The sequence below is a fragment of the Stenotrophomonas sp. YJH_SMC_135 genome (assembly GCF_059372355.1).
In genome coordinates, this window is record NZ_JCAFVN010000007.1 from 86,878 (window position 1) to 105,952 (window position 19,075).

General features: G+C 69.8%; 18 protein-coding genes. All 18 read left to right on the forward strand.

Features of this window, described 5'->3' with window-relative positions:
• The first annotated feature begins 8 nt into the window (after nt 1–8).
• The 18 genes from AC5P98_RS19315 to AC5P98_RS19400 all read left to right on the forward strand — a co-directional run bounded on the left by AC5P98_RS19315 (nt 9) and on the right by AC5P98_RS19400 (nt 18,853).
• Nucleotides 9–266, forward strand: coding sequence for an acyl carrier protein (locus tag AC5P98_RS19315; protein WP_005411609.1), 258 nt, complete (start codon nt 9–11; stop codon nt 264–266).
• Between the two features lie 22 nt (nt 267–288).
• Complete coding sequence (locus tag AC5P98_RS19320; protein WP_046433259.1) at nt 289–840, forward strand: COG4648 family protein; 552 nt, start codon at nt 289–291, stop codon at nt 838–840.
• The gene (locus AC5P98_RS19325; protein WP_495230162.1) at nt 833–2,518 is read left to right on the forward strand and encodes an ApeI family dehydratase; all 1,686 of its coding nucleotides are present in this window, start codon (nt 833–835) and stop codon (nt 2,516–2,518) included. The genes AC5P98_RS19320 and AC5P98_RS19325 overlap by 8 nt, the downstream gene beginning before the upstream one ends.
• Complete coding sequence (locus AC5P98_RS19330) at nt 2,508–3,278, forward strand: glycosyltransferase family 2 protein (protein WP_495230163.1); 771 nt, start codon at nt 2,508–2,510, stop codon at nt 3,276–3,278. The genes AC5P98_RS19325 and AC5P98_RS19330 overlap by 11 nt, the downstream gene beginning before the upstream one ends.
• Before the next feature lies 1 nt (nt 3,279).
• Nucleotides 3,280–4,221, forward strand: a complete 942-nt coding sequence (locus AC5P98_RS19335) for a lysophospholipid acyltransferase family protein (RefSeq protein ID WP_014648845.1) — start codon at nt 3,280–3,282, stop codon at nt 4,219–4,221.
• Entirely contained in the window at nt 4,211–5,761 is a 1,551-nt protein-coding gene (locus AC5P98_RS19340; RefSeq protein ID WP_041863964.1) for an HAL/PAL/TAL family ammonia-lyase, read from the forward strand. Before AC5P98_RS19335 ends, AC5P98_RS19340 begins: the two co-directional genes overlap by 11 nt.
• Nucleotides 5,748–6,179, forward strand: a complete 432-nt coding sequence (locus AC5P98_RS19345) for an acyl-CoA thioesterase (protein ID WP_032960618.1) — start codon at nt 5,748–5,750, stop codon at nt 6,177–6,179. The genes AC5P98_RS19340 and AC5P98_RS19345 overlap by 14 nt, the downstream gene beginning before the upstream one ends.
• Complete coding sequence (locus AC5P98_RS19350) at nt 6,176–6,805, forward strand: LolA family protein (protein WP_032960616.1); 630 nt, start codon at nt 6,176–6,178, stop codon at nt 6,803–6,805. Before AC5P98_RS19345 ends, AC5P98_RS19350 begins: the two co-directional genes overlap by 4 nt.
• Nucleotides 6,798–9,152: an MMPL family transporter gene (locus AC5P98_RS19355; RefSeq protein ID WP_032960614.1), complete on the forward strand. Its 2,355-nt coding sequence runs from the start codon at nt 6,798–6,800 to the stop codon at nt 9,150–9,152. Before AC5P98_RS19350 ends, AC5P98_RS19355 begins: the two co-directional genes overlap by 8 nt.
• A 52-nt stretch (nt 9,153–9,204) precedes the next feature.
• Nucleotides 9,205–10,455 (forward strand): NAD(P)/FAD-dependent oxidoreductase, encoded by a 1,251-nt coding sequence (locus tag AC5P98_RS19360; protein WP_014648840.1) that lies wholly within the window; start codon nt 9,205–9,207, stop codon nt 10,453–10,455.
• Nucleotides 10,443–11,000 carry a DUF3261 domain-containing protein gene (locus AC5P98_RS19365; RefSeq protein ID WP_032960612.1) on the forward strand — a complete coding sequence of 186 codons (558 nt, stop codon included), beginning with the start codon at nt 10,443–10,445 and terminating at the stop codon, nt 10,998–11,000. The genes AC5P98_RS19360 and AC5P98_RS19365 overlap by 13 nt, the downstream gene beginning before the upstream one ends.
• Nucleotides 10,997–12,181, forward strand: a complete 1,185-nt coding sequence (locus tag AC5P98_RS19370) for a beta-ketoacyl-[acyl-carrier-protein] synthase family protein (protein WP_049404018.1) — start codon at nt 10,997–10,999, stop codon at nt 12,179–12,181. Before AC5P98_RS19365 ends, AC5P98_RS19370 begins: the two co-directional genes overlap by 4 nt.
• Nucleotides 12,178–12,633: a hotdog family protein gene (locus AC5P98_RS19375; protein ID WP_032960608.1), complete on the forward strand. Its 456-nt coding sequence runs from the start codon at nt 12,178–12,180 to the stop codon at nt 12,631–12,633. Before AC5P98_RS19370 ends, AC5P98_RS19375 begins: the two co-directional genes overlap by 4 nt.
• Nucleotides 12,630–13,361, forward strand: a complete 732-nt coding sequence (locus AC5P98_RS19380; RefSeq protein WP_049404017.1) for a 3-ketoacyl-ACP reductase FabG2 — start codon at nt 12,630–12,632, stop codon at nt 13,359–13,361. Before AC5P98_RS19375 ends, AC5P98_RS19380 begins: the two co-directional genes overlap by 4 nt.
• Complete coding sequence (locus AC5P98_RS19385) at nt 13,361–14,599, forward strand: beta-ketoacyl-ACP synthase (protein WP_014648835.1); 1,239 nt, start codon at nt 13,361–13,363, stop codon at nt 14,597–14,599. The genes AC5P98_RS19380 and AC5P98_RS19385 overlap by 1 nt, the downstream gene beginning before the upstream one ends.
• A 61-nt stretch (nt 14,600–14,660) precedes the next feature.
• Complete coding sequence (locus AC5P98_RS19390; protein ID WP_032960605.1) at nt 14,661–15,101, forward strand: hypothetical protein; 441 nt, start codon at nt 14,661–14,663, stop codon at nt 15,099–15,101.
• A gap of 160 nt (nt 15,102–15,261) precedes the next feature.
• Nucleotides 15,262–15,522, forward strand: coding sequence for a YcgL domain-containing protein (locus AC5P98_RS19395; protein WP_049404015.1), 261 nt, complete (start codon nt 15,262–15,264; stop codon nt 15,520–15,522).
• Nucleotides 15,515–18,853 (forward strand): ankyrin repeat domain-containing protein, encoded by a 3,339-nt coding sequence (locus AC5P98_RS19400; RefSeq protein ID WP_032960601.1) that lies wholly within the window; start codon nt 15,515–15,517, stop codon nt 18,851–18,853. Before AC5P98_RS19395 ends, AC5P98_RS19400 begins: the two co-directional genes overlap by 8 nt.
• The last annotated feature ends 222 nt before the right edge of the window (nt 18,854–19,075 follow it).

Below are 19,075 nucleotides of genomic sequence, written 5' to 3' on the forward strand. Positions count from 1 at the left end.
GAATTGCCATGACCAAGAATGAACTGTTCGAACGCATCGTCAGCATCCTGACCGACAGCTTCGAGATCGAAACCGCCCGGATCACCCCCGAGGCCCGCCTGTACGACGACCTGGACATCGACAGCATCGATGCGGTCGACCTGATCGTGCAGCTCAAGCCGCTGCTCGGCCGCAATCTGCAGCCGGAAGCGTTCAAGGCCGTGCGCACCGTGCAGGACATCGTCGATGTCGTGCATGGACTGCTGCCGGACCAGGCAGCCGCCTGACCGCAGCGCCGGCGGCTTCGCCATGGCTCGCGCACGTACCGTCGTGGTGGCAGCGATTTCGCTTGCCTACCCGCTGCTGGTGTACCTGGCGATGGGCCGTTTCGAGCCGCGCTGGCTGTCGCTGCTGCTGTTCACCCTGGCCCTGCTGCGTGCGCTGAGCACGCGACAGCCGCTGTGGTGGGCCGCCGCCGCTGGCACCGGCCTGCTGGCGGTGCTGGCCACCGTGCTCAACCAGGCCCTGCCGCTGAAGCTGTACCCGGCGCTGGTCAACGTGGTGATGCTGGCGGTGTTCGGCACCAGCCTGCGCTTCGGGCCACCGCTGGTGGAGCGCCTGGCGCGGCTGCAGGAGCCGGACCTGCCGCCGTTCGCGGTGGCCTATACCCGCCGCGTCACCCAGGTGTGGTGCGGCTTCTTCGTTCTCAACGGCAGCCTGGCCCTGCTGACCGCGCTGTACGCGTCGGACCGGGTCTGGATGCTCTACAACGGATTGTTGGCGTACGTGATGATGGGCGTGTTGTTCGCAGGGGAGTGGCTGGTGCGGCGGCAGGTGAAGGCGGCGCACGCGCATGGCTGAGTGGATTGCCCTGGACCGGCTGCTGCTGGAGGCACGGCCGCAGCGCAGCGTCGGCCTGTGCGACGGCGAGGTGATCGACCATGCCGGCTTCCGCCAGCGCGTACTGGCCTGGCGCGCCGCCTTTGCGGCCGCCGAAGGCCGCGACTGGGCCCTGTACTTCGATGATGCCGTGGCCTTTGCCGCCGCGCTGTTCGGTGCCTGGCATGCCGGCAAGCGGGTGTTCCTGGCCGCCGACAACCTGCCAGCCACGCTGCAGGCGCTGCAGCCGCAGGTGAGCGGCTTCGCAGGCGACGTGTCCGCCGACTACCGCCCGCTGGTGGCGCTGGACGCCGCGCTGGACGATGAGCTGCAGGCGCTGGACGAGCGCGCCTGCGAGCTGTGCGTGTTCACCTCCGGCAGCACCGGCCAGCCCAGTGCGATCGGCAAGCGCCTGGACCAGCTGGCGCGCGAGGTGGAGGCGCTGCAGGCCGCGTTCGGTGCGCAGATGGAGGGTGTGCAGGTCCATGGCACGGTGTCCCACCAGCACATCTACGGGCTGCTGTTCCGCGTGCTGTGGCCGCTGGCCGCCGGCCGCCTGATTCATCCGCGCCGGTTCTTCCACGAAGACCTGGTGGGTGCGCTGGCCGGTACCGATACGGTGCTGGTGGCGACGCCGGCCCACCTCAAGCGCCTGCCCGGGCAGCTCGACTGGGCCAGCCTGCATGGCCGCCTGCGCGCGGTGTTCTCCTCCGGTGGTCCGCTGCCGGAAGACGCAGCGCGGCAGGTGCGGCAGTGGCTGGGCGTGGCCCCGACCGAGGTCTATGGCAGCAGCGAGACCGGCGGCATCGCCTGGCGCCGCTGGGACATCGACCTGCCGCCGTGGCAGCCGCTGCCGGGCGTGCAGTGGCGCATCGACGATGGCTGCCTGGCGGTGGCCTCGGCGCACCTGGACACCCCCGGTTGGTGGCGCAACCAGGACCGTGTCGAAGCCCTGGCCGACGGCCGCTTCCGCCTGCTGGGCCGGGCCGACCGCATCGTCAAGATCGAGGAACGCCGGGTGTCGCTGGATGCGCTGGAACGCGCGCTGCGCGAAGACGCCGAGGTGGATGACGCGCGCGTGCTGGTGCTGCCCGGGCAGCGCGAACAGCTGGCCGCCGTGGTGGTGCCGGCCGATCCGGCGCTGCTGGAGGGCGGCGACGCCGCGCGGCGGGCGCTGGGCCAGCGCCTTGGCGCCCGCCTGGCGCATGCGCATGACGCAGTGACCCGGCCGCGTCGCTGGCGCCTGGTGCAGGCGCTGCCGATCAACGCGCAGGGCAAGGTGACCCAGGCCGCGCTGGCGGCGCTGTTCCAGCCGTTGATGCCGGTGCCGGCGTGGGATCACCGCGATGCCGCCAGCGCCACCCTGCGCATGACCCTGGACCCGGCGCTGCGGCCGTTCCAGGGCCACTTCCCGCAGGCGGCAATCCTGCCCGGCGTGGCGCAGCTGGACTGGGCGGTGCGCTTCGCCCGCCAGGCGTTTGTGATGCGGGGCGCGTTCGTGCGCATGGATGCGGTGAAATTCCAGCACGTGGCCCGCCCCGGTGACGAGTTGACCCTGCAGCTGGACTGGGATGCCGCACGCAACGTGCTGGCCTTCCGCTACACCTCCAGCCACGGTGTGCATGCCAGCGGCAGGGTGGTTTTCGCTGATGCGGACTGATCCGGCCGTTGCCGGTGCCGCATTCGCGCCACTGGTGGTGATCCCTGTCTACGACCACGAGCACTCCATCGCGGCGGTGGTCGATGGCGTGCAGGCTGCGGGACTGCCCTGCCTGCTGGTCGACGATGGTTCGCACGATGGGTGCGCGGCGGTGCTGCGCGCGCTGGCACAGCGCCAGGGCATCGACCTGCTGCGCCTGGACGTCAACCAGGGCAAGGGCGGGGCGATGCTGGCCGGCTTTGCCGAGGCCGGCGCGCGTGGCTACAGCCACGTGCTGCAGATCGATGCCGACGGCCAGCACGATACCGCTGACCTGCCACGCTTCATCGAAGCCGCGCGCGCCCATCCCGAGGCGGTGATCTGCGGCATTCCGGCTTACGACGCCAGTGTTCCCAAGGCGCGCCTGTATGGCCGCTACGCCACCCACATCTGGGTCTGGATCAACACGCTGTCGCTGCACCTGCGCGACACCATGTGCGGCTTCCGCGTGTATCCACTGCCGCCGGTACTGCGCCTGATCGGTGAAGAGACCATCGGCCGGCGCATGGATTTCGATACCGAAGTGATGGTGCGGCTGTACTGGCGGCAACTGCCGGTCGAGCACCTGGCCACGCGTGTGACCTATCCGTCCGATGGCGTGTCGCACTTCGATGTGTGGCGCGACAACGTGCGCATCAGCCGCATGCATACCCGCCTGTTCTTCGGCATGCTCTGGCGTGCGCCGCGGCTGCTGTGGCGCCGCCTGCGGGGGCAGCGCTGAGATGGCGGCCGCGCAGGGTGCCCCGCACTGGGCCGACATCGGCGAATCGACGTCGGTGGCCGGCGTGCTGTTCCTGTGCTGGGTGCACCGCTGGTTCGGGCGCTGGCCGTTCCGCCTGTGCGTGTGGCCGGTGGTGGCCTGCCATTGGCTGGGCAACCGTATAGGGCGCCAGGCTTCGATGCAGTACCTGCAGCGGCTGCAGGCGCACAGCGGCGTGCTCGGCCGCGCGCCGACACGGCGTGACAGCCTGCGCCACTTCTTCGCCTTCGCCGATACGATGCTGGACAAGATCCTCGGCCTGGGCGGGCGCTACCCGGCCGAGCGCATCCACCTGCATCGTGACCTGGTGCTGCAGAAGATCGCGCGCCGCGAGGGCGGGCTGATCCTCACCGCGCACATCGGCTGCCTGGAGCTGTGCCAGGTGCTGGCCGAACAGGTGCCGGGGTTCCGCATCACCGTGCTGGTGCACACCGCGCATGCGCAGCGCTTCAACCGCCTGCTGCAGCGGCTGGACCCGCTGGCGGCGGTGGAACTGGTGCAGGTGACCGAAATGGGGCCGGCCACCGCGGTGATGCTAGCCGAGCGCGTGGCGGCGGGGGGCTTCGTTGCCATCGTCGGCGACCGCACGCCGGTACAGGGTGGCCGCAGCGTCACTGCCGATTTCCTGGGCCACCGCGCGCCGTTCCCGATCGGCGCCTATGTGCTCGCCGCGGCGCTGGGCTGCCCGGTCTACACCATGGCCTGCCTGCACGAGGGCGACGGCTATCGGGTGGCATTCGAACAGTTCGCCGAACGCATCGTGCTGCCGCGTGGCTCGCGCGACGCCGCGCTGGCCGAACAGGCACAGCGCTTCGCGCGCTGGCTGGAACTCCAGGTCATCCAGTCCCCGTTGGACTGGTTCAATTTCTTCCCCTTCTGGGATCAGGCTCCGCATGACGACTGACGCCGTACCCGTGTGCCGCTTTGGCGACGCACCGTTGACCATTGAAGACGTGGTTGCCCTGGCCCAGCGCCAGTGCGAGGCCGCACTGAGCGACGCGCCGGCGTTCCGCGCGCACATCCAGCGCGGTGCCGACTTCCTCGACCGCCTGCTGCGCGAGGACGGCGTGATCTACGGCGTGACCACCGGCTACGGCGACTCGTGCACGGTGAACATCCCGCCGGCGCTGGTGGCGGAACTGCCGCACCACCTGTACACCTACCACGGCTGCGGCCTGGGCCGTTACCTGGACCCGGTCGAGACCCGCGCGGTGCTGGCCGCGCGCCTGGCGTCGCTGGTGCGCGGCATGTCCGGCGTCAGCGTGCCGCTGCTGGAAGGCCTGGCCACGCTGCTGCAGCACGACGTGCTGCCGATGATCCCGGCCGAAGGCTCGGTCGGTGCCAGCGGCGACCTGACTCCGCTGTCGTACGTGGCGGCGGTGCTGTGCGGCGAGCGCGAGGTGCTGCATGACGGCCGCGTGCAGCCGGCGGCCGAAGTGCTGGCGAAGATCGGCATGACCCCGCTGAAGCTGCGGCCGAAGGAAGGCCTGGCGATCATGAACGGCACCGCGGTGATGACCGGCCTGGCCTGCCTGGCCTGGCAGCGCGCCGATTACCTAGCGCGCATGGCCACGCGGTTGACCGCGTTCAACGTGCTGGCCAGCGACGGCAACGCGCACCACTTCGACGAAACCCTGTTTGCCGCCAAGCCGCACCCGGGCCAGGGCCGCATCGCTGCGCGCCTGCGCAGCGACCTGCATAGCGAACGCCCGCCGCGCAACGAACAGCGCCTGCAGGACCGCTACTCATTGCGCTGCGCGCCGCACGTCATCGGCGTGCTGGAAGACAGCCTGCCGTTCCTGCGCCAGCTGATCGAAACCGAACTGAACAGTGCCAACGACAACCCGCTGATCGACGCCAACGGCGAGCGCATCCTGCATGGCGGCCACTTCTACGGCGGCCACATCGCACTGGCGATGGACACCCTGAAGAACACCGTGGCCAACGTTGCCGACCTGCTCGACCGGCAGCTGGCGCTGGTGGTGGATACCCGCTACAACCACGGCCTGCCGGCCAACCTGTCGGCGGCCACCGGCGCGCGCGCGGCCATCAACCATGGCCTGAAGGCGCTGCAGATCAGCGTGTCGGCCTGGACTGCCGAAGCGCTGAAGCAGACCATGCCGGCCAGCGTGTTCTCGCGTTCCACCGAGTGCCACAACCAGGACAAGGTCAGCATGGGCACCATCGCCGCGCGCGACTGCCTGCGCGTGATCGAGCTGACTGAACAGGTGGTGGCCGCGATGCTGATCGCCGCCCGCCAGGGCCTGGCGCTGCGCGAACGGGTTGGCCTGAACGCGCAGCTGCATGGCAGTCTGGCCGACATGTACGCCGACCTGGGGCAGCGCATCGCCCTGGTTGAAGAAGACCGCGCGCTGGATCGCGAACTGCGGGAACTGCTGGTGGAGATCCGCGCGCAACGTTGGGAGCTGTATGCCGGTGAATGAGGCCATCGAACGGGTTGGCGAAATTGCGTTGACCCCTGCCTTCCATGACTGCGATCCGATGAACGTGGTCTGGCATGGCAACTATTTCAAGTACTTCGAGATCGCGCGCTGCGCGCTGCTCGGGCGCTACGACTACGACTACCCGCAGATGCTCGAATCGGGCTACCTGTGGCCGGTGGTCGATGCGCGGGTGAAGTACGTGCGGCCGCTGCTGTTCAACCAGGCGCTGCGCGTGGTCGCGCGCATCGTGGAATGGGAGAACCGGCTGAAGATCGAGTATGAAATCCTCGATGCGCAGAGCGGCCAGGTGCTGACCCGCGCGATGACCATCCAGGTCGCGGTGGACGCGGCCAGCAAGGAAATGCTGTACCAGTGCCCGCCGGTACTGTGGGAGCGCCTGGGAGTGCCTGCGCCGTGAACCCCCTTGTCCGTCTTTCGAGCGTGCTGCTGTGCGCGCTGATCTTCGTTGCCGCACCGCAGGTGCAGGCGGCCGACCCCGCCATCGATGCGATCACCCAGGCGGTGGCGCGGCCGGACGTGCTGCGTGGCCAGTTCAGCCAGGAAAAGCAGGTCAGCGGCTTCAGGAACCCGCTGCGCTCGCAGGGCCAGTTCGTGGTCGCGCGCCAGCACGGCGTGATCTGGACCACGCTCAAGCCGTTCCCTTCCGAAGTGGTGGTCACCGCCGACCGCATCCTGAGCCGCCAGCGCGATGGCAGCACCCGTGTCGAGCTCGATGCACGGCAGCAGCCGGCGATGCGTTCGGTGAACGCGATCATGTTCGCGCTGATGAGTGGCGACGTGCAGGCGCTGTCCAGCCAGTTCAACGTGGCGGCCAGCCGTGAAGGGCAGGGCTGGCGGCTGCGGCTGACGCCGAAGTCGGCGATGCTGGCCAAGGCGTTCCAGTCGCTGACCCTGCAGGGTGACCGCTACGTGCGCCAGGTCGAGATCGTCGAGGCCAACAAGGACCGCACGCAGATCCAGTTCAGTGCATTGAGCGAGGCGCCAGCCACGCTCACCGCCGACGAGGCACGCCGCTTTGAGTGAGGCCGTCGCATCGAACGCACCGGAGCGGCTGCGGCGCTGGTGGCACTGGCTGGGCATCGCCTGGCTGTTGCTGCTGCTGGTACTGGGCGCGCAGCAGTGGCACCTGTGGAGCCAGCAATCGCGGATCGACACCGACATCCTCGCGCTGCTGCCGCAGGATGCGCATGACCGCCTGTTGAGCGACGTCACCCGGCGCATCGCCGACGGCAGCTCGCGGCAGGTGGTGGTGCTGCTGGGCAGCAGGGACGGCGCTGCCGCCAAGCGTGCGCAGGCGGCCTTTGCCGCGGCCATGGCCAAGGACACTGACCGAGCCCTGCTGGTGCCCAGTGGTTCGATCGAAGGCTGGTTCGATGAGGCGCGCGCGTTCTACGCGCCGTACCGCGACCGCCTGCTGACGCCGGCCCAGCGCGAGCAGCTGCAGGGCAGCGAACCGGGCGCGTTGGCCGAGCAGGCGTTGGCCGCGCTGTACGGCCCGATGGGCGCTCCGCGCCTGACCGACTGGCGGCAAGACCCGTTGTCGTTGTGGCCGCAATGGTGGCAGCAGCAGGCGCAGGGTTCGGGGTTGCGGCTGGGCGATGACGGCCTGCTCGAAGCCGAGGGCAGGCACTGGGCCGTGCTGCAGTTCGATACACCGGGTTCGGCGTTCCAGCTCGACGGTGAGCGTCATCTCGACGGCCTGCTGGAACGTGCCGGGCGGGCTGCCAGGGCGGCAGCGCCGGAGCTGGAAATCCTGCATGCCGGCGTGCCGCTGCACGCCGAGGCGGCCGCGGTGCAGGCCAACCAGGAGATCAACACGATCGGCTGGGGCTCGCTGGCCGCGGTGCTGCTGCTGGTGTGGCTGGCGTTCCGTTCGCTGCGGCCGATCCTGCTGGTCGCCGCGTCGTTGCTGATCGGTTGTGGCGTGGCGCTGGCGGTGACCGTGCTGGTGTTCGGCAAGGTGCACGTGCTCACCCTGGTGTTCGGTGCGTCGCTGGTGGGCGTGGCCGAGGATTACGGCATCCACTGGTTTGCCTCGCGCCAGGCCGAGCCGGCCGATCGCCGCTGGAAGCTGCTGCGGCACCTGTTGCCGGGCCTGTGGCTGGCCTTGCTGACCAGCGCGCTGGCCTACCTGGCCCTGGGCCTGGCCCCGTTCCCGGGCCTGCGCCAGATGGCGCTGTTCTCGGTGGTCGGTCTGGCCGCCGCCTTCCTCACGGTGATCTTCTGGTTCCCGTGGCTGGATGGCGGCGAGATCCGCCAGACCCGTTTCTCGCAGTGGCTGGGCAACACGCTGGAGCGCTTCCCGCGGTTGCATGGCCGCCGGCCGGTGACGGTGTTCGTGGTGATCACGCTGGCGCTGTCTGCCATCGGCATCGCCCGCCTGCACAGCAATGACGACCTGCGCAGCCTGCAGTCCTCACCGCCGGCACTGATGGCCCAGCAGATCCGCCTGAGCCAGCTGCTGGGCATGCCCAGCCCGGCGCAGTTCTATCTGGTGCAGGGCAGTGACGCTGCACAGCTGCTGCAGCGCGAAGAAGCACTGACCGAACGCCTGCGTGTACTGGCCAACGACAAGCGCATCGGCGGTTACCGCGCGATCAGTGACTGGCTGCCGTCGCCGGCACGCCAGCAGGCCGATGCGGCGCTGACCGCCAAGGTGGAACCGGGCGTGCTGCAGGCCGTGTCCGATGCGGTCGGAGAACCCTTGCCGCGCCCCGACTTCGCCACCACGCCGCTGACCGCGGAGGCGTTCCTGGCCTCGCCGGCCTCGCAGCCGTTCCGCCACCTGTGGGTGGGTGAGGTCGGTGGGCAGATGATCAGCGTGGTGATGGTCGATGACCTGTCGCGCGCCGATGCGCTGGCGACCCTGCGCGGGGCGGCCGAAGGCCTGCCCGGCGTGCGCTGGGTGGACCGCACCGCCGACTTCTCGCAGCTGCTGGGCCACTACCGCAAGCTGATGGGGGGGCTGCTGCTGGTCGGCATCGTGCTGGTGTTCGGTGCGCTGTGGCTGCGCTACCGCCGCCAGGCCTGGCGCGTGTTCGCGCCGACCCTGATTGCCGGTGCGTTGACCCTGGGCCTGCTGGGCCTGTTCGGCCAGCCACTGCAGCTGTTCAACGTGCTGGCACTGATGCTGCTGCTGGGCATGGGCATCGACTACGGCATCTTCCTGATCGAGCACCGCGGCGATGCCAGTGCCTGGCTGGCGGTGTGCGTGGGCGCGGCCAGCACCTGGCTGTCGTTCGGCCTGCTGGGACTGTCGCAGACCCCGGCGCTGCGCGCGTTCGGCCTGACCCTGCTGTTCGGCATCGGCCTGGTCTGGCTGATCTCGCCGCTGTTCCGGCCGCCGCCGCATGATCTGCCGCGGGCCTGAGCCTGCTTCCGACTTCCTTCTTTCCACTTGATCGAGCAACAAGGACGCACCGATGAATACTGCTGTGGATGCTGTCGAACGTACTGAAATCCTGATCATCGGTGCCGGCCCGGCCGGCTCCGTGGCTGCGGCGATGCTGCGCCAGCAGGGCCGCCAGGTGCTGATGCTGGAGCGCCAGCAGTTCCCGCGCTTCTCCATCGGCGAAAGCCTGCTGCCGCAGAGCATGGAGTACATCGAGGCCGCCGGCCTGCTGCAGGACGTGGTCGAAGCCGGCTTCCAGCACAAGAACGGCGCGGCCTTCGTGCACGGCGAAGCGCGTACCGCATTCGACTTCAGGAAGAAGTTCTCGCCGGGCTGGGGCACCACCTACCAGGTGCAGCGCGCCGACTTCGACAACGTGCTGGCGCGCGGTGCCGAGCGCATGGGGGCCACGCTGCGCTTCGGTGATGAAGTGCTGTCGGTCGAAGCCGGCGAGCAGCCGGCGGTGACGGTGCGCCGCCCGGACGGCAGCGAGTACCGCATCGAGGCCGATTTCATCCTCGACGCCTCGGGCTTCGCACGCCTGCTGCCGCGCCTGCTGCAGCTGGAATCCCCGTCCAACTTCCCGGTGCGCGGGGCGATCTTCTGCCACGTGCGCGACAACATTCCGGCCGAAGCGGACTTCGACCGCAACAAGATCCTGATCACCACCCATCCCGAGCACGTCGACGTCTGGTACTGGACAATCCCGTTCTCCAACGGCTGCTGCTCGCTGGGCGTGGTCGCCGAACCGTCGTTCTTCGAGCGCTACGAGGGCGACGACCTGCAGAAGCTGCAGGCCATCGTCGGCGAGGACCCGAACCTGACCCGGCTGCTGGCCAATGCCGAATGGGCGGTGCTGCCGGTGCGCCGCATCACCGGCTACTCGGCCAATGTCAGTTCGTTGTGGGGGCCGGGCTATGCCCTGCTGGGCAATGCCGGCGAGTTCCTCGACCCGGTGTTCTCGTCCGGCGTGACCATCGCCTTCAAGTCCGCGCAGCTGGCCAGTGCATGCCTGGCGCGCCGCTATGCCGGCGAAGCCGTGGACTGGGAAGCGGAGTTCTCGGTCCCGCTGCGGGCGGGCGTGAAGACCTTCCGCCGCTTTGTCGAAAGCTGGTACGAAGGCGGTTTCCAGAAGATCATCTACCACCCGCAGCAGCAGCCCGAAGTGCGCGACATGATCAGCTCCATCCTGGCCGGTTACGCCTGGGACACCAACAACCCGTACGTGGCCGATGACAGTGGCCGCCGCATGCGCGTGCTGGAGCAGCTGTGCGGCGCCTGATCGCCCCTGCGACAGCACTGCTGCTGAGCCTGCTGCTGGTGGCCTGCGCCGGCCGCATGCCGAAGCCGTTGGTGGAACTGCCGCCGCTGCGCCTGTCGCCGGCCAGCCTGCCGGCGCCGCTGGCGTTGCAGCAGCAGTTGCATTTCCGGTTCGGCACGCATGAGCGCGACCTGGATGCACTGCTGGAAGCCGATGCGCAGCAGGTGCAGCTGGCGGTGCAGGCGATGGGCCAGACCGGCGTGCGCCTGCAGTGGGACGGCCGGCAGCTGACCCAGCAGCGCGCGCCGTGGCTGCCGCAGCAGGTGCGCGCCGAGCGCGTGCTGGATGACCTGCAGTTCGCGCTGTGGCCGACCGCAGCCATCGCGGCCGCGTTGCCAGCCGGCTGGCAGGTCCGTGACGATGGCCATCAGCGCAGCCTGTCGCGCGACGGCACGGTGTGGCTGCAGCTGCAGCGCCTGGACGATGGCAGCGTGCAGCTGGACAACCGCGCCGAAGGCTATGCGCTGCGCATCGAATCGATCGACATGGCCGGGCCGGATCGATGAGTGCACCGATCTACCTGAACGATCTGGGCGTGGTCTGCGCGCTCGGCGATGGCCGCGACGCGGTGGCTTCGGCGATGTTCGCCGGCGTGCCGGGCGGGCTCAGCGACAACGATACCCTGCTGCCGGGGCACACCCTGGCGCTGGGGCAGGTGCGTACACCGCTGCCGACGCTGGAAGAACTGCCGGCCGCCCTGCGCGGGCGCAACAACGCCCTGCTGGACGTGGCACTGGCGCAGATCGCACCGGCGGTGGCCGCCGCGATCGCCCGCCACGGCGCCGAACGCGTGGCGGTCGTGCTGGGCACCAGTACCTCGGGCATCGGTGAATCCGAGCAGGCCCTGCGCACCCATGCCGAACAGGGCCAATGGCCGCCCGGGTTCGATTACGCCCAGCAGGAAATGGGTACTGCCGCGCAGTTCGTGCGCCAGCGCAGCGGCGCTCAGGGGCCGGCGTGGACCCTGTCCACCGCCTGCTCGTCCAGTGCCAAGGCCCTGATGTCGGCTGCACGCATGCTGCGGGCCGGTATCGTCGACGCCGTGATCGCAGGTGGCGCGGACTCGCTGTGCCGCTTCACCGTGGCCGGCTTCAGCGCGCTGGAATCGGTGTCGGCCCTGCGCTGCAATCCATTCTCGCAGCACCGTGCCGGCATCAACATCGGCGAGGGTGCCGCGCTGTTCCTGCTCACCCGCGAACCCGGCCCGGTATGCCTGGCCGGCTGGGGCGAATCGGCCGACGCGCACCATATGTCCGCCCCCGATCCGCAGGGCCTGGGTGCCATCGATGCCCTGCAGCAGGCGCTGCAGCGCGCCGGCTGGGCGGCCGATGAAGTGGACTACGTGAACCTGCATGGCACCGCCACCGGCCACAACGATGCGATGGAAAGCCTGGCGGTGTCGCAGGTGCTGGGCAACCAGGTGCCGGCCAGTTCGACCAAGCCGCTGACCGGCCATACGCTGGGTGCTTCAGGCGCGATCGAAGCTGCACTGTGCTGGATCGTGCTGGCCGGGAACCCGCAGCAGCAGCTGCCACCGCACTGGTGGGACGGCGTGGCAGACCCCGCGCTGCCGGCACTGCCGCTGGTCGCACCGGTCACCCGCCTGGCACAGGCACCGCGGCGGGTGCTGAGCAATTCGTTCGCCTTCGGCGGCAGCAATGCCGTGCTGGCGCTGGAGCGTCGATGAACACGCTGTACGCGATCGAAGAGGTGGTGCCGCACCGCCAGGACATGTGCCTGCTGGAGCGCATCACGCACTGGGACCAGGACACCATCGAGGCCGAACTGGTGGTGCCCGACGCGGGCCTGTTCGTCGAGGAGGGCCAGGTGCCGGCGTGGGTCGGCATCGAATACATGGCGCAGGCCATCGCGGCCTGGGCCGGTTGCCGTGCGCGTGCGGCGGGCAAGCCGCCGCAGTTGGGCTTCCTGCTTGGCAGCCGCCGCTACAGCAGCCCGCGCAGCAGCTTTCCCAGCGGATCGCGGCTGCGCGTACAGGCGCGCTGCGAGCTGTTGGGTGACAATGGATTGGGGATGTTCGCCTGCCGCATCCTGGCAGGCGAGGACGAATGGGCGACAGCCAACGTGTCGGTGTTCGAACCGGCCGATGCGATGGCCTATCTGGAGAGTGGACAGGCATGACAGGGAATCGAAGCGTGCTGGTGACCGGCGCCAGCCGGGGCATCGGCCGGGCCATCGCGCTGCGCATCGCGCGTGACGGCTTCGACGTGGTGGTGCATTGCCGCAGCCGCCTGGATGAGGCACAGGCCGTGATGGCCGAGATCCACGCGTTGGGCCGGCAGGCCCGCGTACTGATGTTCGACGTGGCTGATCGCGAGGCCGCACGCGCTGTGCTGGAGGCCGATGTCGAAGCGCACGGCGCGTACTACGGCGTGGTCTGCAACGCCGGCATCGCCCGTGACGGTGCCTTCCCGGCACTGTCAGCGGAGGATTGGGACCAGGTCATCCACACCAACCTGGACGGTTTCTACAACGTACTGCATCCGCTGATCATGCCGATGGTGCGCCGGCGCAAGCCTGGCCGCATCATCACCCTGTCGTCGGTGTCCGGACTGGCCGGCAACCGCGGGCAGGTCAATTACAGTGCCGCCAAGGCCGGCATCATCGGTGCCACCAAGGCCCTGGCGCTGGAACTGGCCAGCCGCCAGATCACCGTCAACTGCGTGGCCCCGGGCCTGATCGAGACCGAAATGCTCAACGATGAAGTGGTTGAACACGCGCTCAAGCTGATTCCCGCCGGCCGCGTCGGTCGTCCCGACGAAGTGGCGGCCACGGTGGCGTTCCTGCTGTCCGAGCCGGCCGGCTACATCACCCGCCAGGTGATCTCGGTGAACGGAGGCATGATCTGATGGCCGCCGATCGTCGCGTGGTGGTCACCGGTGCCGCCGCCATCAGTCCGCTCGGCCACGACTGGCCGACCATCGAGGCACACCTGCGCAGCTGCCGCAATGCGGTGCGTGCGATGCCCGAGTGGGATGTCTATGCCGGGCTGAACACCAAGCTGGCCGCGCCGGCGCAGGATTTCGAGCTGCCGCCGAACTACAACCGCAAGACCACCCGCTCGATGGGCAAGGTCGCGATCATGTCGGTGCGCGCCACTGAGGTGGCACTGCGTGAAGCCGGCCTGCACGAGCATCCGGTGCTGCGCAGCGGCCGTACCGGCGTGGCCTACGGCTCGTCCTCGGGCAGCCACGAGGCCACCGGTGAATTCGGGCGCATGCTCAACGAGTTCACCACCGATGGCATCAGTGCCACCACCTACCTGAAGATGATGAGCCACACCGCGCCGGTCAACATCGGCGTGTTCTTCGGCCTGTCCGGGCGCGTGTACACCACGTCCAGTGCCTGCACCTCCGGCAGCCAGGGCGTGGGTGCGGCCTATGAAGCGATCCGCAGTGGCAAGCAGACGGTGATGGTGGCCGGCGGTGCCGAGCAGCTCGATGCCACCGCAGCGGCGGTGTTCGACACCCTGTTCGCCACCAGCGTTCGCAACGATGCGCCGCAGACCACCCCGCGCCCGTTCGATGCCGGCCGTGATGGCCTGGTGCTGGGCGAGGGCGCCTGCACGCTGATCCTGGAAGACCTGGAGCACGCGCAGGCGCGCGGCGCCACCATCCTTGCCGAGGTGGTCGGCTACGGCACCAACAGCGATGGCCAGCACGTCACCCAGCCCAGCGCCGACACCATGGCCCAGGCCATGCGCCTGGCGCTGGAGGATGCCGGCCTGGACGCGGCGCAGATCGACTACGTCAACGCCCACGGCACCGCCACCGACCACGGTGACATCGCCGAAACCCAGGCGACCGCGCAGGTGTTCGGCAACCGCGTGCCGATCAGCTCGCTGAAGAGCTATGTCGGCCACATGCTGGGTGCCTGTGGCGCGTTCGAGGCCTGGCTGAGCATCCAGATGATGCGCGCCGGCTGGTTCGCGCCGACCCTGAACCTGGCCGAGGTCGACCCGCGCTGTGGCCAGCTCGACTTCATCACCGGGCAGGGCCGCGAACTGCAGGCCGAGTACGTGATGAGCAACAACTTCGCCTTCGGCGGCATCAACACCTCACTGGTGTTCCGCCGCTGGAGCGAGTGATCCACCGCCCCACCGCACTGTTTCCGCCATCCACCCGCACCCCTGACAAGGAGAAGTTTCGATGCGCCGCACTCTCATGATCGCCACTGCCACCGCGCTGCTGGCCCTGACCTCCACCGCCTCTGCCCGCGATACCCGCGTCGAGCAGTCCCTGCAGGAGCTGGTCAGCTCGCAGGCTGCCAAGGACGCCGGCATCGACGGCAGCGTGCGCTTCTACCTGGCCGGCCAGCCGGTCAGCGTGCAGCAGCGCCTGGGTGAAGACGTGACCAACAAGAAGACCAACGCCGCCAACAAGAGCGATGCCGAGGCCTGCCGCTGGGTCGCGCTGTCGGCGCTGCGCGCGCTGCAGGACGGCGCCAGGTCGCGCGGCGCCAACGCCGTGGTCGACATCGTCAGCTACTACAAGAAGAACGAGTTCAAGAGCAGCACCAATTACGAGTGCTATGCCGGCACCATCCTCGCCGGTGTCGCGCTGAAGGGCACCTACGCCAAGGTCAAGTAAGTGCCCGTGTGGCGGCGGCGTTGGCTGAACGTCGCCGCCACATTGCTGAACCTCGCAAGGGAAACGCCGCCGATCGCGCCGCCATCGTCGGCTGACGGCTTTCCCCGGTGTCGGCTTTCCGACACAATCATGGCTCTTCCCGGGTTATCGTCCCGCGGACATGCACGCCTACGTCTATAAAAGCCAACTCAAGCCGGACACCTACGTCTACGTTCCCCGACGCGATGATTTCAGCGCGCTGCCCGCGCCGCTGCTCACCTCGCTGGGGACGCTCACCTTCGTCCTGGAGGTGGCCCTGGATGTCCAGCGCCGCCTGGCCCAGGCCGATCCTGAAAAGGTCCGCAGCGAAATGAGCGAACGCGGGTTCTACCTGCAGGTACCGCCGTCGGTGGCCAGCCTGATGCCGCGACACTATGACTGACACCTCCCGTCCGCGTGCCCTGTCGATCGCCTTCGCCGTGGGTGCCATGCTGGCGTTGGGCGCTGCGGTGGGCGGTGTGCCGGGTGCCATCCTTGCCGCACTGGCGCAGCCGGCGTTCGCGCTGGGCGTGTCGTGGTGGCGTCGCAGCCGTGCGCTGCTGCCGCTGAAGGTGGTCGCACGCCAGGACCTGCCCGCACTGCTGGCGCTGTGGGCTGCCGCGCCATTGCTGCTGGCGCTGCTGCTGGCCTGGCCGCTGGCGGCCCTGCGTGACAGCGGCAGCCTGGCGGCGGTGCTGGGCCTGAGCGTGCTGGTCAGTGCCGGCCTGCTGGCGGCTTGGCGCACCTGGCCGCTGTGGAACGATGTCGAACGCCTGGATGGCAGCCTGGCCCAGCACTGGCAGGCGCTGGCCGGCCGCGACCTGACCGCCTGGCGTGGTCTTGGCGTGGCCGCGCTGGTGATCGCCTTGGCCGCACTGGTGGTGCTGCCGGCCTGGCCGGGCCTGTTGCCGGACGGCGCACGCTGGCCCGCCGCACTGGCGGTCGTGCTGCTGTCGCCGGCGCTGCACCTGCTGCTGCAGCGGGTCGCGCCCGCGCCGCTGGTGTCGCTGCGCCCCAGCCCGTTCGCCGCTGCCAGCAGCGAACAGGAACCGATGTTCCCTGCTGCGGCCGAAACCGCGCCGCTGGAGGCGATGGCGCCGCAGGAACTGACACCGGCCCTGTATGAGGCCGCGCGCCAGGGCCGCGTCGACCGCGGCCTGCAGCTGCTGCAGGCCGGTGCTGATCCGTATGCGCTGCCGGACCCGAACTGGCGTGACCAGCGCAGCCTGGCGGTGCTGGCGGCGGTGCTGCCGGACCTGCGCCTGCTGCGCGAGCTGATTGCCCGCGGCGTAGATGTGAACGCGCCGCACCGGGGCATGACCCCGCTGCTGGCCGCCACCCGCGACAGCTGGCATGGCCGCCCCGAAGCGGTGATGACCCTGCTCGCCAACGGCGCCGATTCACGTGCCACCGACAGCGATGGCAACACCCCGCTGCACCATGCCGCACGCAGTTCCGACCCGGGCGTTGCCGCGCTGCTGCGCGATGCCGCTGCCGAAGTCGATGCGCTGAACCGCGAGGGCTGGTCGCCGCTGGCGGTGGCCTGCCAGGTCGGCAACTGGCGCCTGGCCCGCTTCCTGCTCGAGCGCGGTGCACGCAGCGAACCGGCCGACGGCACCCCGGTACTGCTGGCCGCCGCCGCCACCGAGGACGACGATCCGGCCGGCGTGCAGCTGCTGCTCAAGCACAAGGCACGCGCCGACGCGCGTGATCGCCAGCGCCGCAGCGCGCTGCACGAGGCAGCGCTGGCCGGCCACGTGGAGATCATCGGCGTGCTGCTGGGCGCCGGCGCCAACCTGGAAGCGCGCGATGCACTGGGCCGCACGCCGTGGCTGGAAGCCGCCCGTGCCGGCCGTGCCGCCGTGGTCGAGCACCTGCTGCCGCACAAGCCGGACCTGGTCGCGGTGGACGGCGAAGGCCGCAATGCGGTGCAGCTGGCAGTGATGGCCGAGGATGTCTCGCCGCTGCTGATCAAGCGCCTGGTGGAACTGGGCATCGCCGCCGACGCCACCGACCCGGTTGGCCGCCGCGCGGTGGACTATGCGGCCGAAGCGGGCCGCTGGGCGATCGTGGCCCTGCTGGACCCGTCCTATCCGCTGCCGGCAGCCGTCAGTGATGGCCTGGCCGAGCGCGGTGAAGCGGCCAGCGCCAGCGGCCTGTTGCCGGACCGTCCGCCGCTGACCCTGCTGCGCGAAGCGCTGGGCTTCGGCAACACCGATGGCATGGCCGCGCTGGCCAGGCTGTGCCAGCCGGAAGAACTGGGCGGCCTGCTGCTCGATCCGGAGCTGGCCCTGGAGCCGCGCGCGGTCGATTGGCTGCTGGCCCACGGTGCCGATCCCTATGTGCGCGACGCCTGCGCCGATACGCCGATGTTCGCGCTGCTGTCGCGCGGCATCGACGCGGTGCCGGCGCTGCAGGTCATGCTGCAGCGCGGCCTGTCGCCGGCTGGGCGCGGTGGGCTGGCACGCTTCCTGGCCGCCTGCGCACAGCACGACCAGGCCGCCCGCGGCCTGGAACAACTGGCGCTGGAACTGCTGGAGCGTGGCGCCGATCCGTTCGCCGCTTCGCCGGCCGGTGACCCACCGCTGTCGCTGGCGGTACGCCTGGGCTGGCTGCGCCTGCAGCAGGCCCTGCTCAAGGCCGGTGTCGATCGCGAAGCGCGCGACAGCCATGGCATGACCGCACTGCACCTGGCCACCGCACTGGCCCGCGAAGGCGCGCTGAAGCTGCTGGTGCAGCACGGTGCCTCGCCGGAAGCACGTGCCGCCGACGGTCAGACGCCACTGGGCGTGGCGCTGTCGATCGGTCGCCGTGACCTGGCCGACTGGCTGGACTGGCGGGTGTGGCCGCTGCCACGCCGTACCCTGCGCGAGGCCGATCTGCCGGCCGCTGCGATGGCCGGTGATGTGGACGCCGTGCGCCGCCTGATCGATCTGGGATTTGCCGTCGACGCGGTCGACGCACAGGGCTGCACCGCGCTGCTGCGTGCGGCCGGTGGTGGCCACCTGGCCGTGACCGACCTGCTGCTGGCGCGCGGTGCCGATCCGCAGCACGCCGCTGCAAGCGGTGCGACGCCGCTGTCGGCGGCGGTCAGCATGCGCCAGGTCGACATCGTTTCGGCCCTGCTCGATGCCGGCGCCAAGCTGGAACATCGCCTGCCGGGCGGGGTGACCGTGCTGATGCTGGCCTCGGCGCTGGGCCTGCCGGACATCGTCGCGCGCCTGCTCACTGCCGGTGCCGACGTGCATGCCGGTGACGCGCAGCAGCTGGGCCCGCTGCACTGTGCCGCGCTGTACGGTTTCAGTGCCCGCGACCGCTCGCGCCTGCTGGCCCTGCTCGACACCCTGCTGTTGGCGGGCGCCGAGCCGGACCAGGCCGCCGCCGGTTCGGTCACGCCGCTGCTGCTGCTGCTGGGCGCACGCGCCGAGCCGGGAACCGCCTGCGACGAGCAGGTGGTGATGGCGGCGGTGGAGCGCCTGCTGGATGAGGACGTCAGCCTGGACGTGCGCGATCCGCGCGGCTTCGGCCCGCTGCATCTGGCCGCCCTGCATGGACTGCCGCTGCTGGTGCAGCGCCTGTTGCGCGCCGGTGCCGATCCGGAAGTGCGCGACAGCCTCAACCGCAGCCCGCGCGAGATCGCGGTGATGCGCGGCTTCATCGACGTCGCTGGAGAGTTCGAACCGCGCGTGCCGGGCGTTTCGTCGATGGCGCGGTTCCTGCGCGACAACGGCTGACAGGCCGGGGTCGGATCCCTTTCCAACGGAAAGGGCTCTGACCCCAACACCGCGCTGCCGGAATCTGCAGTGGGTAGTGCCGGCCGCTGGCCGGCAACCTGCTGAGACCTCCGGGATACCGAGGCTGCCGGCCAGCGGCCGGCACTACCGGGTCCGCCATCGATCGGGTCGGTGCCAACCCTGCCCCCCGGTGGATGCCGATCCTGCCCCCGGTGGGTGCCG